This window comes from Lysinibacillus sp. S1, from assembly GCF_044986265.1.
Taxonomy (GTDB): domain Bacteria; phylum Bacillota; class Bacilli; order Bacillales_A; family Planococcaceae; genus Lysinibacillus; species Lysinibacillus capsici.
On record NZ_CP173154.1, the window covers coordinates 2,765,510 to 2,780,907 of the forward strand.

12 protein-coding genes are annotated in these 15,398 nt (G+C 37.1%); 11 read left to right on the forward strand and 1 reads right to left on the reverse strand.

Translation table 11 applies throughout. The features are described from left to right. Positions 1-4 precede the first annotated feature (4 nt). The 4 genes from ACHZEU_RS13715 to ACHZEU_RS13730 all read left to right on the forward strand — a co-directional run bounded on the left by ACHZEU_RS13715 (position 5) and on the right by ACHZEU_RS13730 (position 5,330). The gene (locus ACHZEU_RS13715) at positions 5-1,975 is read left to right on the forward strand and encodes a DHH family phosphoesterase (RefSeq protein WP_004233367.1); all 1,971 of its coding nucleotides are present in this window, start codon (positions 5-7) and stop codon (positions 1,973-1,975) included. Then, positions 1,975-2,421, forward strand: a complete 447-nt coding sequence (gene rplI, locus ACHZEU_RS13720; protein ID WP_004233368.1) for a 50S ribosomal protein L9 — start codon at positions 1,975-1,977, stop codon at positions 2,419-2,421. Before ACHZEU_RS13715 ends, rplI begins: the two co-directional genes overlap by 1 nt. A 13-nt stretch (positions 2,422-2,434) precedes the next feature. Continuing rightward, on the forward strand, positions 2,435-3,796 hold the full coding sequence (gene dnaB, locus ACHZEU_RS13725) for a replicative DNA helicase (RefSeq protein WP_004233370.1): 1,362 nt from the start codon (positions 2,435-2,437) through the stop codon (positions 3,794-3,796). A 244-nt stretch (positions 3,797-4,040) separates the two neighbouring features. Next, positions 4,041-5,330 carry an adenylosuccinate synthase gene (locus ACHZEU_RS13730; RefSeq protein WP_004233375.1) on the forward strand — a complete coding sequence of 430 codons (1,290 nt, stop codon included), beginning with the start codon at positions 4,041-4,043 and terminating at the stop codon, positions 5,328-5,330. A 44-nt stretch (positions 5,331-5,374) separates the two neighbouring features. On the opposite strand, the gene ACHZEU_RS13735 is transcribed toward ACHZEU_RS13730, so the two are convergent. Continuing rightward, a complete protein-coding gene (locus ACHZEU_RS13735) occupies positions 5,375-6,238 on the reverse strand; it encodes a YitT family protein (protein WP_181574674.1) in 864 nt (287 codons plus the stop codon). A 377-nt stretch (positions 6,239-6,615) separates the two neighbouring features. On the opposite strand from ACHZEU_RS13735, the gene ACHZEU_RS13740 reads away from it, so the two are divergent. From ACHZEU_RS13740 to ACHZEU_RS13770, 7 genes are all read left to right on the forward strand, one after another. After that, positions 6,616-8,076 (forward strand): peptidoglycan DD-metalloendopeptidase family protein, encoded by a 1,461-nt coding sequence (locus ACHZEU_RS13740; RefSeq protein WP_066038354.1) that lies wholly within the window; start codon positions 6,616-6,618, stop codon positions 8,074-8,076. Positions 8,077-8,290: 214 nt separating this feature from the next. Next, positions 8,291-9,004 (forward strand): response regulator YycF, encoded by a 714-nt coding sequence (gene yycF / locus ACHZEU_RS13745; RefSeq protein ID WP_221682462.1) that lies wholly within the window; start codon positions 8,291-8,293, stop codon positions 9,002-9,004. Between the two features lie 5 nt (positions 9,005-9,009). Beyond that, positions 9,010-10,875: a cell wall metabolism sensor histidine kinase WalK gene (walK, locus tag ACHZEU_RS13750; protein ID WP_313870828.1), complete on the forward strand. Its 1,866-nt coding sequence runs from the start codon at positions 9,010-9,012 to the stop codon at positions 10,873-10,875. Continuing rightward, positions 10,872-12,197, forward strand: a complete 1,326-nt coding sequence (locus ACHZEU_RS13755) for a two-component system activity regulator YycH (RefSeq protein ID WP_313870827.1) — start codon at positions 10,872-10,874, stop codon at positions 12,195-12,197. Before walK ends, ACHZEU_RS13755 begins: the two co-directional genes overlap by 4 nt. Further along, on the forward strand, positions 12,184-13,008 hold the full coding sequence (locus ACHZEU_RS13760; protein ID WP_313870826.1) for a two-component system regulatory protein YycI: 825 nt from the start codon (positions 12,184-12,186) through the stop codon (positions 13,006-13,008). Before ACHZEU_RS13755 ends, ACHZEU_RS13760 begins: the two co-directional genes overlap by 14 nt. Beyond that, positions 13,008-13,796, forward strand: a complete 789-nt coding sequence (locus ACHZEU_RS13765; protein WP_048395252.1) for an MBL fold metallo-hydrolase — start codon at positions 13,008-13,010, stop codon at positions 13,794-13,796. Before ACHZEU_RS13760 ends, ACHZEU_RS13765 begins: the two co-directional genes overlap by 1 nt. A 166-nt stretch (positions 13,797-13,962) precedes the next feature. Continuing rightward, complete coding sequence (locus tag ACHZEU_RS13770; RefSeq protein ID WP_288583357.1) at positions 13,963-15,258, forward strand: S1C family serine protease; 1,296 nt, start codon at positions 13,963-13,965, stop codon at positions 15,256-15,258. The last annotated feature ends 140 nt before the right edge of the window (positions 15,259-15,398 follow it).

Sequence of the window (15,398 nt, forward strand, 5' to 3'; positions counted from 1 at the left end):
TGTAATGGGGACATTTAGAAAACGACCAATTCGCTATCCGCTTTTTGTTCTTTCCATATTTGGAACTGTGACGTTCGTGCTTCTATGTATTTGGAATATCGGGATAGGTATCGGTTATGGTGTAGGTTTTGTTTTACTGATGGCCTACACATGGAAAGTAGAGAAGATAGCTTTTGAGGAAACAGAAAAGCACATTGAATCTATCTCCTTCCGTATGAAAAAAGTAGGGGAAGAGGCACTGCTTGAAATGCCAATTGGGATACTGCTGGTTAATGAGCAGTATGAAATCGAATGGTCTAATCCATATATGCAAGGCATTTTAAATATGGAATCATTAGTTGGAGAAGGTATTGTAAATATATCTGATGACATCTATGTATTAATGAAGACCGAGGAGACTAATGAGGCGACGATTACACTACGTGATAGGAAATATCGTGTTTATTATAAAAAAGAGGAACGACTACTGTATTTCTTTGATATAACTGAACAGATTGCCATTGAAAAGCAATACTATGCAGACCGTACAGTAATAGCTATATTGTTTGTCGATAATTACGATGAAATCACGCAAGCCATGGACGATCAACCACGTAGTTTAACCAACACAATGGTTACTTCAATTGTCAATGAATGGGCTGCAGAGCATGGTGTATTTGTCAAACGAATATCATCAGATCGTTTCTTAGCAGTATTAAATGAATCCATTTTAACGGAGCTAGAAAAGAAAAAATTTGCTATATTAGATACAATTCGAGAAAAAACAGCTCAAAAGAATTTATCATTAACATTAAGTATTGGTGTAGGAGCTGGATCATCCTCATTAGTGGAGCTTGGTGAGTTGGCACAATCCAGTCTTGATCTTGTATTAGGACGGGGTGGAGACCAAGTGGCGATAAAGCAACCTACTGGAAAACTTAAATTCTATGGTGGAAAAACAAATCCAGTCGAAAAACGTACACGTGTTAGAGCGCGCGTTATTTCACATGCGTTACGCGATTTAATTCAAGACAGTGACCAAGTGTTTGTTATGGGACATAAAAATCCTGACATGGACTCCATTGGTGCTTCTGTAGGTGTACGGAAAATGGCACAAATGAATGATGTAAAGGGTTATGTCATTATCAATTTTGATGAATTAAATGGTAGCGTTACACGATTAATGAATGAAATAGAGAGTAAATCAGATTTCTATGAAAATTTCCTTACACCAGAGGAAGCCGCTGGTAAAATGACTGAGAAATCGTTGCTCGTTATTGTTGATACACATAAGCCGAATTTAGTAATTGATGCACACCTATTGAAATTAGCTGAAAAGGTGGTTGTAATCGACCATCATCGTCGAAGTGAGGACTTTATTGAAAATCCTACACTCGTTTATATGGAGCCATATGCGTCGTCCACAGCAGAGCTAGTGACAGAGTTACTAGAATATCAGCCGAAGCGTGCAAAAATTAATATGCTAGAAGCTACTGCATTACTAGCGGGTATTATCGTTGATACCAAAAGCTTTACACTTCGAACAGGAGCACGTACATTTGAAGCAGCTTCTTACTTACGAACAAATGGTGCCGATACAGTATTGGTCCAACGTCTCTTGAAGGAGGACGTGGACACATATATAGAGCGCTCCAAAATTGTGCAAACAGTTAAGTTCGTAAAACCAGGAGTAGCTGTTGCTGTAGGTGAGGAATCAAAAGTGTATGACTCTGTCTTAATTGCGCAAACAGCCGATATATTACTAACGATGAAGGATGTTAGTGCATCCTTTGTCATTGCACATCGGGCAGATGGCAAAATTGGTATAAGTGCACGATCACTTGGCGAGGTCAATGTACAGCTAATTATGGAGAGGCTTGGCGGCGGTGGACATTTAACGAATGCTGCCTGCCAAATAGATGCTAAATCCATCGATGGTGTGAAAAAACATTTAGAAGAGGCCATAAATGAGGTCTTTGAAGGGAGTTCTGACTAATGAAAGTAGTATTTTTAAAAGACGTTAAAGGAAAAGGAAAAAAAGGTGAAATTAAAAACGTAGCTGATGGCTATGCACAAAATTTCTTAATCAAGAATGGCTATGCAGCGGAAGCAAATGCGCAAGCTTTAAGCCAAATAGAGGGGCAAAAGAAATTAGAGGCCAAAAATGCTGCTGCCGAATTAGCTGAAGCACAAGCATTAAAGGAAAAAGTAGAAGCACTAACAGTTGAGCTAAAAGCAAAATCAGGTGATGGTGGCCGCTTATTTGGCTCAGTATCTACAAAGCAAATTGCTGATGCATTACAAAAAGTGCACGGCATTAAAATTGACAAACGTAAAATGACTTTACCTGATGGGATTCGTTCACTTGGCTTTACAAATGTTCCTGTAAAACTACATCATGAAGTATCAGCAACGTTAAAAGTACATGTAACGGAAGAATAAGGAGCGACAATCCATGAGTGAACCGATGATGGACCGCGTTCCACCGCATAACCGGGAGGCGGAGCAATCGGTTATCGGTGCTATCTTCCTTGAGCCACAGGCATTAATAACAGCATCAGAAATTTTATTGGCAGATGATTTTTATTTAAATGCCCATAAGAAAATTTTCGAAACGATGTTGCGCTTGAGTGATCAAGGAAAAGCGATAGATGTTGTAACAGTTACAGAAGAATTATCAGCTAAAAAAGAGATTGAGGACGTTGGCGGGCTTTCTTATTTACTAGAGCTCGCCAATGCTGTCCCTACAGCTGCCAATGTCGCTCATTATGCCAAAATCGTTGAGGAAAAGGCCCTCTTACGTCGATTGATTCGAGTGGCTACGAAAATTGTCGAGGACGGCTATACCCGTGAAGACGAAGTAGAGGCATTATTAGGCGAGGCAGAGAAGAAAATGATGGAGGTTGCCAATCGAAAGAATGCAGGTGACTTTAAGCATGTTAAAGATGTGCTAGTGGAAACTTTCGATAATATTGAGCAACTGCAATCACAAAAGGGAGAAGTAACGGGTATCCCGACTGGCTTCCGTGATTTAGATAACATTACTGCAGGCTTTCAACGTAACGATTTAATCATTGTTGCTGCTCGTCCATCTGTAGGGAAAACAGCCTTTGCATTGAATGTTGCGCAAAGTGTTGCTGTACAAGCTCGTGAAAATGTTGCAATCTTTTCTTTAGAGATGGGTGCAGAGCAACTGGTCATGCGTATGCTTTGTGCAGAAGGAAATATAGATGCACAAGTTTTACGTACAGGTGCTTTAACTACAGAAGATTGGGGTAAACTAACTATGGCAATGGGTAGTTTATCGAATTCAGGGATTTTTATTGATGATACTCCAGGTGTACGTATCAATGAAATCCGTGCAAAATGTCGTCGTTTAGCTCAGGAGAATGGACTAGGAATGATCTTAATTGATTATTTACAGTTGATTCAGGGGAGCGGCAAGCCAGGAGAAAACCGTCAGCAAGAGGTATCAGAGATTTCTCGTTCCTTAAAGGGATTAGCCCGTGAATTAAAGGTACCTGTTATTGCGTTATCACAGTTATCTCGTGGTGTTGAGCAACGACAAGATAAACGGCCAATGATGAGTGACTTACGTGAATCGGGAAGTATTGAGCAAGATGCTGATATTGTTGCGTTTTTATACCGTGATGATTATTACGATAAAGAATCTGAGAATAAAAATATGATCGAAATTATCATTGCGAAACAACGTAATGGTCCAACAGGAACTGTTACATTGGCCTTTAAAAAAGAATTCAATAAATTCATTAATGTGGATTGGTCACAAATGCCACCTCCACCGCCACGTGATTAGTCAAGTTACTCGTCATTCAGATAAGTTGCCTATTAGTAATGAAATATTACCCTTAGATTAAATTAATCTGAATGTTCGATAATATTCATACCATTCTGTTATTAAACACGAACGTTGAATCAGATTTTTTGATTTTATGTTCGTGTTTTTTCGCTATTTTTTATTGACGAGTTGTTTCTATCATTGTTACAATAATTGAGGCTTGAAAATTGAGATACAAAGGTATCTAACGGAGGTGCTGATTATGACATCAGTAGTAGTTGTAGGAACACAGTGGGGAGACGAAGGAAAAGGTAAAATTACAGATTTCCTTTCGCACAAAGCCGATGCCATCGCTCGTTTTGCCGGTGGAGATAATGCAGGACATACCATTAAAATTGATGGTGAAACTTATAAATTACATTTAATTCCATCAGGGATCTTCTATAAAGATAAAACTTCAGTAATTGGTAATGGATTAGTTGTGAATCCAAAATCATTAGTAACAGAGCTTAAAGGTTTACAAGAGCGTGGTATTAATACAGATAATCTACGTATTTCTAATCGTGCACATGTGATTTTGCCTTATCATATTAAACAAGATATTGCGGATGAAGAAAGTCGTGGAGACAATAAAATCGGCACAACTTGTAAAGGTATTGGACCTTGTTATCAAGATAAAGTAGCACGTATTGGGATCCGTATGGCTGACTTACTTGATAAGGAAATCTTTGAGGAAAAACTACGTCATAATTTAGCCATTAAAAATAAGTTATTTGAGAAATTCTATGAAGTTGAAGGCGTAACATTCGAAGAAATTTTCGAGGAATACTATGGTTACGGACAAGAAATTGCTAAGTATGTTACGGACACGTCTAAAATTTTGAACGATGTCCTTGATGAGGGCGGTAAAGTGCTATTCGAAGGTGCACAAGGAATTTTACTTGATGTCGATCAAGGTACGTATCCATATGTAACATCTTCAAATCCTGTTGCTGGGGGAGTAGCAATCGGTGCAGGTGTTGGGCCATCACGCGTAACAAGCGTTATTGGTGTATCTAAGGCCTATACATCTCGAGTAGGAGATGGGCCATTCCCAACGGAGTTGTTCGATGAAGTAGGTCAACAAATTCGTGAGGTTGGTCGCGAATATGGTACAACAACAGGTCGTCCACGTCGTGTAGGCTGGTTCGACACAGTCGTTGTTCGTCACTCACGCCGTGTAAGTGGCATTACTCATCTTGCTCTTAACTCTATCGATGTTTTATCGGGCTTAGAAACAGTAAAAATTTGTACAGCCTATAACTATAAAGGTGAAACAATCACAGAGTATCCAGCAAACCTTCATATTATTGAACAATGTGAGCCGATTTATGAGGAGCTTCCAGGCTGGTCAGAGGATGTAACAAGCTGCAGAACTTTAGAAGAGCTACCTGAAAATGCACGCCGCTATGTGGAGCGTATCAGCGAACTAACGGGCATTCAAATTGCTACTTTCTCTGTTGGACCTGCACGTGAGCAAACAAACGTGTTAGTGGACGTTTGGGAAGCATAATGAAATAAAATGAAAAGGGCGTGCCAAATGCGGCATGCCCTTTTTTAGTGAATATCTTTCTTCTTAAAGCGACCACCTTTTACCTCGGCGATATTACCGATGGCTAGAAAAGCATTGTCATCTATTTCAGCGACGATTGTTTTCAATTTAGATTCTTCTAAACGAGTAATAACGGTAAATATGACTTTCTTGTCATTCCCCGTATAAGCTCCCTCTCCGTGAAGGAAAGTAACGCCACGACCAAGTCGATCCATAATAGTTTGTCCAATTTCATCAATGTCATCACTTATGATATAAACCGATTTAGATTCTTCCAATCCTTGAATAACAATATCAATCATTTTATAGGCAATATAGTATGCAATGATGGAGTACATGGCTTGCTCCCAATTAAAAATAAATCCTGCCACCGTAAAAATAATGATATTGAAGAACATGATGATTTCTCCAACTGAAAAAGGTGTTTTGCTATTAGCTAAAATAGCTAATATTTCAGTTCCATCCAATGAACCTCCATAACGAATCACAATTCCGACACCAACTCCTAAAATCATTCCTCCAAAGACTGTTGCCAATAATGTGTCTTCCGTAAATGGATGGATATTATGTAAGGCGAGTGTTGAAAATGAGAGTACGGTAATACCTAGACCTGTGGACAATGCAAAGGTTTTACCAATTTGTTTATAGCCTAAAAAAATAAAAGGTAAGTTTAAAATGAAGATGAAAATACCAAGGGGTAATTTTAATAAATGAGATGTGATAATGGAAACACCTACGATGCCACCATCCATAATGTGGTTGGGTACTAAAAACAGTTCCAAGCCCAATGCCATTATAATCGCGCCTAGCGAAACCATAATAATTCTTGCAAAAACTTTACGTATGCTATTTTTCTGAGGTCTCAACATCTTTGTTGTGATCTCAGAGGTTTGTGAATCACTCAATTTAATCGCTCCAATCAAATAGTGTACCTTCTATATATATTTTATCGGAATATTAAAAAAGTAAAAAGTATTAAGTCAAAATTCACTTGAAAAAATTTGAGAATAGTATACCGATGATAGTTAAATTGAATTTTAAGAACCAATATATGAATAAAATTACAGTATTTATAAACTATATAAAATATATTCTATGTAACAATAAGTAGATAAATAATACATTTACATTACAAAAGAGTGAAATCGTTCAAACGTCATTTTCTTTATGGTACATTATAGGGGTGCAAAAAATCCTTGTGGGTAAATCATCCTACAGTAGGGTAAAGTTGGAAGGGGCTTTATTGATGAATTCGTTTTGGAAAAGAAAAGAAGAAAACAATAGATTCACCTACAATTTTTCTTCTTTTAAAAAGGCTTCAATCATTGTAGTTTTAATGACAAGCCTAACGATTAACATGGGATTTGCTAAGGAATATAACAAAGAAAACTTAAATAAAATTTACCACGTATATGTGGGGAATGAATATATTGGTGCAGTATCTGATGAGAAAGCAATTCAAGAAATAATTGCATCAAAAGAAAAAGTGGCAAGTCAGCAATTCAAAGGTTTATCCATTGATGCTAGCTCAGCTGTTAAAATAATCCCAGAACAAGTATTTACAAATGAAACAAAAGATGCAGAAACATTATCAAAACTTAAGCAATCTTTAGTGGCCAAATCAGATGCCTTTACATTATTAGTAAATCACAAACCAGTAGTATCACTAAAGAATACGGAAGCTTATGAGAAAACTGTTCAAATGTTAAAGCTACAATATGTTTCTCAGCAAGAATTAGATAACTTATCAAAACGCCAAGCTAGCAATAATCTACCAGAATTAAAAGATGGTGAGTCTAGACTTCTAAATGTTTCCTTTAAACAAGGAGTTTCAGGGTTATCACAAAAAGTGACACCCACTGATATATTATCACCTGAGCAAGCCGTGAAGTTTTTAATGACAGGTTATCTTGAGCAAGAAACATATAAAATTGAATCAGGAGACGTGTTAGGGTCAGTTGCTAAAAAACATAATTTAACAACAAGTGAACTACTAGCTCTAAATCCGGATATCACAGTAGATACAGTTTTACAAATTGGACAAGAATTAAATGTTACTGTGGCAAAGCCATTTGTGACACTTGAAGTAAAAAAGGAAAAGAAAGTTGCGGAAGTCATTCCGTTTAAAAAAGTAATTGAAGAAGATCCTACTATGTATAAAGGTGAAAAGGTCATCAAGCAAGAAGGTGTTAATGGGAAAAAAGAAACAACTTATGCATTAACATCTGAAAATGGTACACAGACATCAAAAGTTGCCTTAGAGGAAAAAATACTTCAACAACCAGTAGATGAAATTGAAGTAGTTGGTACAAAGGTTATTTCTTCACGTGGAACTGGAGAATTTGCATGGCCAGCAGTCGGGGGCTATATTTCAAGTGGTATGGGTGAACGTTGGGGAGCCTTCCATCGTGGTATTGATATCGCTCGACCAAGTAACTATAATATTTTAGCTGCTGATAATGGTGTAGTTGTTGCTGCTGGCACTTCTGGCACCTATGGTAATCGTATTGTTATTAATCACAATAATGGTTTTACAACACTTTATGGACATTTATCTTCAATTAATGTTGAAGTCGGACAAGTAGTGGAAAAAGGTTCTGTGATTGGTATTATGGGTTCCACTGGAAATTCGACAGGTACACATTTGCACTTTGAAGTTGAAAAGAACGGTTCATTAGAAAATCCGTTATCTTATGTAGGCCGATAAAACATGTTGAATAGAAGGCAGTCCGAATAATGGACTGTCTTTTTCTATTATTTCCCGAGAAATAATTGTTGAATTACATCGCTTTTTGTCACAGTATTAGAGGGATTGAATATCGATTAATGCATAGAATCCGAAAGCATGATAGAGTTAAGAGTAGTGAATTTACAAATACACATTGTTTAAGAATAGATAAGAAGCGAAAGGGAGAGTATGTATGAATAAAACAATTTTAGTTGTTGATGATGAGAAACCAATCGCAGATATTTTGCAATTTAATTTAATAAAAGAAGGCTATAAAGTTATTTGTGCTTATGATGGTGATGAGGCATTAAAGAAAGTAGAGGAAGAGCAACCAGATTTAATGCTTTTAGATATTATGCTGCCAAAGCGTGATGGCATGGAAGTTTGTAGAGAAGTACGTAAAAAATACGATTTTCCGATTATTATGCTAACAGCTAAAGGCTCTGAAATTGATAAAGTATTAGGATTAGAGATGGGTGCAGATGATTATGTCACAAAGCCATTTAGTACAAGAGAGCTGATTGCACGTGTAAAGGCCAATATGCGCCGTTTACAAGTAGTCGCTCCAGCTACAGAAGAGGCTGAGGAAGAGTCGAATGAGATTGTCGTAGGTTCGCTTGTTATTCAACCAGATGCCTATTTAGTAATGAAGCGTGATGAAGCAATTGAATTGACACATCGAGAATTTGAGTTACTTCATTATTTAGGGAAACATATTGGACAAGTAATGACACGGGAGCACCTCCTACAAACAGTATGGGGCTATGATTACTTTGGTGATGTACGAACTGTTGATGTAACAATTCGCCGTTTACGTGAAAAAATTGAGGATAATCCTAGTCATCCGGCTTGGATTGTCACGCGACGTGGTGTAGGTTATTATTTACGAAATCCTGAACAGGAGTAATAGGAATGCAGAAAGTGAGCTTCTTTAAATCCATTCATGTCAAACTAGTGCTGATTTATATTTTATTAATATTGCTTGCTTTACAAATTATCGGTATCTATTTCGCTCGTGAGTTAGAAAGAAATTTGAAGAGCAACTTCCAAGATTCCATTTTTCAGCGAGTTGACTTGATGCAATATAGTCTTCGTGAGGAAATTTTAAAGGAACGCGATGAAAGCATGCCTAAACTAGAGGAGAGCCTAAAGTCAATTGTTATGGAGTTTTCTACTGGTTTAAGGGATGTTTCAAATGGTGATATTTTAGAAATTCGTGTCATTGACAATAGACAAAGAATACTTGCAACATCTGAGCTTGAAAACCAGAATTTAATAGGTCAGCGCTCTAATACTGACCTTGTACGTCGAGCGATATCTGCCGAAACATTGTTTGATATTATTAAGCTGGACAATAAGACGAGAAATCGTGTGTGGGTTTTAGCGAATCCCATTCGTGCTGGTGCAGGACCAGATGATGAAATCATTGGTGTACTCTATATTGAAGCCAATATTGAATCCGTTTTTGAACAAATGAATGATATTAATCAGATTTTCCTTGGTGGTACGGCAATGTCCTTGGTCATTACCATCTTCCTAGGTATTCTTGTGGCAAGAACAATTACACAGCCTATTGCTGATATGCGAAAGCAGGCTCAGGCAATGGCGAAGGGGAACTATTCTCGAAAGGTACGTGTATATGGTACAGATGAAATCGGCCAGCTAGCCATCACCTTTAATCATCTAACCAACCGTTTGCAGGAAGCACAATCGACCACAGAAGCTGAACGTCGAAAGCTAGATTCAGTTTTGAGTAATATGACAGATGGTGTAATTGCAACAGATCGTAAGGGACGTATTATTCTCATCAATGACCCTGCATTGGAATTACTGCATATTTCAAGAGATATTACATTAGGGCGTCCTATCGCCTCTGTATTGGGGATTGATCAGGAATATAGTTTTGAAGACTTAATTCATATGAATGATGCTGTGAATTTAAACTTCAGTACAGCGGATGCTCCCTATATACTACGTGCTAATTTCTCTGTTATTCAAAAAGAAACAGGCTTTATTAATGGTCTGATTACTGTTTTGCACGATATCACAGAGCAAGAAAAGATTGAAATGGATCGTCGGGAATTCGTATCCAATGTATCACATGAGTTAAGAACGCCATTAACAACAATGCGTAGTTATTTAGAGGCACTTGCAGATGGTGCATGGAAAGATGAAAATATTGCTCCTACGTTTTTAAATGTGACACAAACCGAAACAGAGCGTATGATTCGTCTAGTAAATGATTTACTGCAGTTATCAAGAATGGATAGTTCAGATTACGAGTTGAATAAAGATATTGTCTTATTTAATTCATTCTTTAACCGCATTATAGACCGATTTGAAATGTCCAAGTCTGACAAGGTACATTTTGAACGATTATTCCCTGAAACCTCCTTTTATGTAGAAATTGATACGGATAAAATCACTCAAGTTATTGATAATATCATTTCCAATGCTATTAAATATTCTCCAGATGGTGGCAATATTCGCTTTGGCTTTACGGGACAGGATGACATGTTGAAAGTCATGATTTCAGATGATGGCATGGGTATTCCTAAAGAAAATGTTGGCCGTATTTTTGATCGCTTCTATCGTGTGGATCGTGCACGCGCTCGTTCTATGGGAGGAACAGGCTTGGGACTAGCTATTGCGCGGGAAATGATTGAAGCACACGGCGGTAAGATTTGGGCTGAAAGTGAAGAAGGACATGGTACAACAATTTTCTTCACATTACCATATGATGCAGATGAATTTGGTGAGGCAGGTGAGTGGGAATGAAATATATAGAGCCAGTTAAATCTGTTGTATTATTTCTACTTGTTATGCTGAGTGTGATTTTAACTTTTTTAATTTGGACCTATACACCTGATTATAAATATATTGAAAAAACAGAGGGAGAGGAAATTTTAATTAAGCCGCAAAAGGATATGGAGGATATTATTCGACCATACAAGGCTATTTTCCGTTCTGAAGAAGAGTTTACAGGCACAGTTTCTAATGCAGCTATGAAAGATATGATGAAAGTCTTTAAAGGCTGGAATGTTTTAGATTTGGTGCCTGTAAACAATAATCTTTCTGCAAACTATGTGAATCAAATTATTGGCGCAGATCATCGAATGACAATATTTTTTACAGGAGAGATTCCATTTTCAGCTTTTAACACAACCTTTCAGTTCACTGATAAGGAATTACCAGAAACAACGTTCAATCGTATGATTATAGATTGGAGTAATTACAATAGCAAAGAATTAATGTTGTATTACATTAGTGGTAATAACCAATCATTATTCCGCTCACGTGTCAGTGTGCCAAACATGAATCAATTTATACAGGAAGTCATAGAGCCTGCCAAAAAATATGAAGTTTTTAAAGAAGTAGAGAGAGAAGGCTATACATCTCTTTATTTAGCGAACAGTAATATTGAATCTGTAAAATATACGTATTTTATTGAGGATATTACGCCAGAATTATTTAAAAATGTGCTATTCACAGATCCAAATATTGTGCAGCGGAATGTGGAAAGTGCATCCTCTGAAAAATATACAGATGGTATGTCGTTAATGACCTTAGAAACAAATCTTAAATCATTAAACTATGTTTATCCTGCTGCTGAAAGTAGTATTAGAGTCGAGCCATCCAAGCTTTTAAAGGATAGCTTTGAATTTATTAATGAGCATGGAGGATTTACGGCAGATTTCCGCTATGCTGCATCCAATACCAATAAAAATCAAATAGACTATCAAATGTATTTGCAAGGTTTCCCTGTCTATAGCAATCATGTTATTACACGAATGACAACGATTTGGGGAGATAGTCGAATTTTCCATTATAAGCGTCCATACTTCTCATTGGATATGGATATATCATTGGAGAAAGAAATCAAAGAATTGGCATCAGGTGCGGAAATTGCAGAGAGATTAAAAAGCGCTAACAGTATTCCTCTGTCTGATATCGATGAAATCGTCTTAGGCTATTATTTAACACAAAATCAAGAACAGAATATATTTATATTTGAACCTTGTTGGTTTGTTATTCGTAATGGTACATGGACTAAACTGACTCCTGAAGTATTAGGAGGTGTTAAAAATGGATTGGAATAGAACAAAATCTATTTTTATATTCGTTTTTTTAATACTGAACATCTTCTTGTATTCACTTTATGTCAATCGCTATAATGAAGCAAAAGATATTGAGGTACCGGGTGAAAGAACAATAGAAGCCCGTTTAAAGGATGATAATATTACGTATGGCACATTACCAAATAATATTGAAACTGCTTCGTATATGACAGCTCAAGTGCATAAATTCACACCAGACGAATTTAGTAATAGTAACCAGCAAGTTAAATTTAAGGATGATAATAATACAAAGGCTCGTGTTATTTTTATGAGGCCTGTTAAATTACGTAATGTAAGTGATGATGCAAGCTTTACAGATTTTGCCCTGGCAAACATCATTGAAGGTGCATCTTATGCTTTATGGAAAGTAGACCGCGAAGAACGAGTCGCAATTTTTTTCCAAAAGACAAACAATCGAATGTTCTATTATAGTGGTTCATTAAAAATAAAATGGAATGCTAATAACGAAGTAACAATGTATGAACAAACAATGATTGATAATATTGAAGAAATGGAACAGCAGGAAACCGTTATTCCACCACTTCAAATTATTCAAACTTTGTATGCGAAAGGACCGCTCAAGCCAGATTCTCGCATTACACAAATGAAACTAGGCTACTCAACGCTTGTAAAATTGACACGTACTCAGGTATTGGTGCCAACATGGGAAGTTCAAGTGAAATTATCTGATGGGACAAAAGAGGAGTACTTTGTGAATGCAGTAGAAGGTAAAGTCATCGAAATCCAGGAGGACAAGCAAGAGAGCGAAGAAGAAGACTGGGGAGTTGAATAATGCGATTTAGTGTTTTAGCAAGTGGCAGTACAGGGAATTCGATTTATGTAGAGAATGACGATCATGCTTTTATCGTTGATGCGGGTCTTAGTGGGAAAAAGATGGAGCAGTTATTTACAAAAATCGACCGTAATATGAAGCAGCTCAGTGGTATCTTTGTTACACATGAGCATAGTGATCATATTAAAGGAATTGGTGTACTGGCACGGAAATATAATGTACCAATTTACGCAAACGCCAAAACGTGGCAGGCAATGGATGGGCTTATTGGGGACATTCCTGTAGAGCAACGTTTTGAATTTGAAATGGATACAGTGAAGCATTTTGGTTCTTTAGCTGTTGAATCCTTTGCTGTTTCACACGATGCAGCAGATCCAATGTTCTATACTTTTCATGAAAATGATCGCAAGCTTGTTATTATTACAGATACAGGCTATGTCAGTGATCGTATGAAAGGAATTATTCGAGGCGCTGATTCTTTTGTCTTTGAAAGTAATCATGATGTCAATATGCTACAAATGGGACGCTATCCTTGGTCTATTAAACGTCGTATTTTAAGTGATGTAGGACATGTGTCTAATGAGGATGCAGCAATTGCAATGAGTGAGGTTGTATTTGATAAGACGACCAATATTTATCTTTCACATTTAAGTAAAGATAATAATATGAAAGAGCTAGCACGTATGAGTGTCGCACAAACCTTACAATCTTGTGGCATCCTTGTTGGTGAGCATGTTCATCTATTTGATACGGATGCAGAAGAACCAACAAAATTGGTGACGGTTTAATCATAGGCTATTTAGATAAAATTTGAAGCTGTTCAACGCATAAAAAAATGCATTGAACAGCTTTTTTTATGCCTATTTTATTTGTTTTTCATCTGATTTTAATGTTTGAATCGTAAGATTAGGGTAACAACTAATTAGATAGCACTCAAAGGAAAGGATGACGAACATGAGCTATTTCCAAGATGATGATAAAAACAGTGATTTCCTTAAAAATGATGAAGTACCGAAATCACCTCTTCAAGAAAGACTAGAGCGCGAGGAGCAAGAAATACAGACTAAGCGCATGAAAAAGAAAGGTGGAGGAGGTAAAGGCGGCTATTTCTTTAGTGGTCTGGTCGGTGTCATTATAGGTGCCTTACTTGTGTGGCTTATGCTACCGGGACTTGTCAATCAAATGCCTGGAACAACAACAAGTAATACAGGAAAAAATAACACAACAATTAATCAGGTAGCTACAGAAGTAACGACAGATGTGACAACTGCAGTTGATAAAGCCTCACAAGCAGTTGTTGGTATCACAAATATTCAAGAAGTCACAAGCGGAGGTTTTTGGAGCCCACCATCAACGACAACAAAAGAAGCAGGAAGCGGTTCAGGTGTCGTTTATAAAATTGAAGGTGACAAAGCCTTTATCATCACAAATAACCATGTTATTGAAGGGGCAAAGCAGTTAGAGGTCACAATGCCAGACGGAACAAAAGAACCTGCACAATTAGTGGGTCACGATGTTTGGACGGACCTTGCAGTTATTTCTATTAACTCTAAAAATGTTAAAACAGTTGCGACATTCGGGAATTCGGATGTATTAAAACAAGGTGAAACAGTGATTGCCATTGGTAACCCACTTGGTTTAGACTTCTATGGTTCTGTGACAACTGGTGTTGTTTCAGGTAAAGACCGTTCTGTACCAGTAGACTTAAATGGTGATGGCACAGAAGATTGGCAACAAGAAGTATTGCAAACAGATGCTGCGATTAACCCAGGGAATAGTGGTGGAGCACTTGTGAACTTAGCTGGAGAATTAGTAGGAATTAACTCCATGAAAATTGCTGAATCCTCAGTTGAAGGTTTAGGGTTCTCTATTCCAATTAATTCAGCTATTCCAATTATCGAGGAACTAGAGAAAAATGGAGAAATGAAACGTCCAACAATGGGAGTTTCACTTGCAGATTTAACAGATGTGCCATCATTCTATCAACAACAAACATTAAAATTACCTGCAGAGGTGACAACAGGCGTTGTTGTAACAGATGTCATGAATAACTCACCAGCCTCAAAAGCAGGGGTTCAACAATACGATGTTATTGTAGAGATGGATGGTCAAAAAATTGAAACAACTATTGATTTACGCAAACATTTATATAATGACAAAAAAATTGGTGATAAGCTAACATTAAAAGTGTACCGTCAAGGTAAATTAGTCGAGCTATCACTAACATTAACAAACGGTAATACATTGTAAAGAAGATGAAAAGCGATGGAGATCTAATCAATCTCCATCGCTTTTTTTATGAGGATGGAGAAAATACTTTTATGAAATATTGTGGATAACTAGAAAATTGTGAATACTAATTCCGCACAGTAAATCGGGAGTAAAAGGCA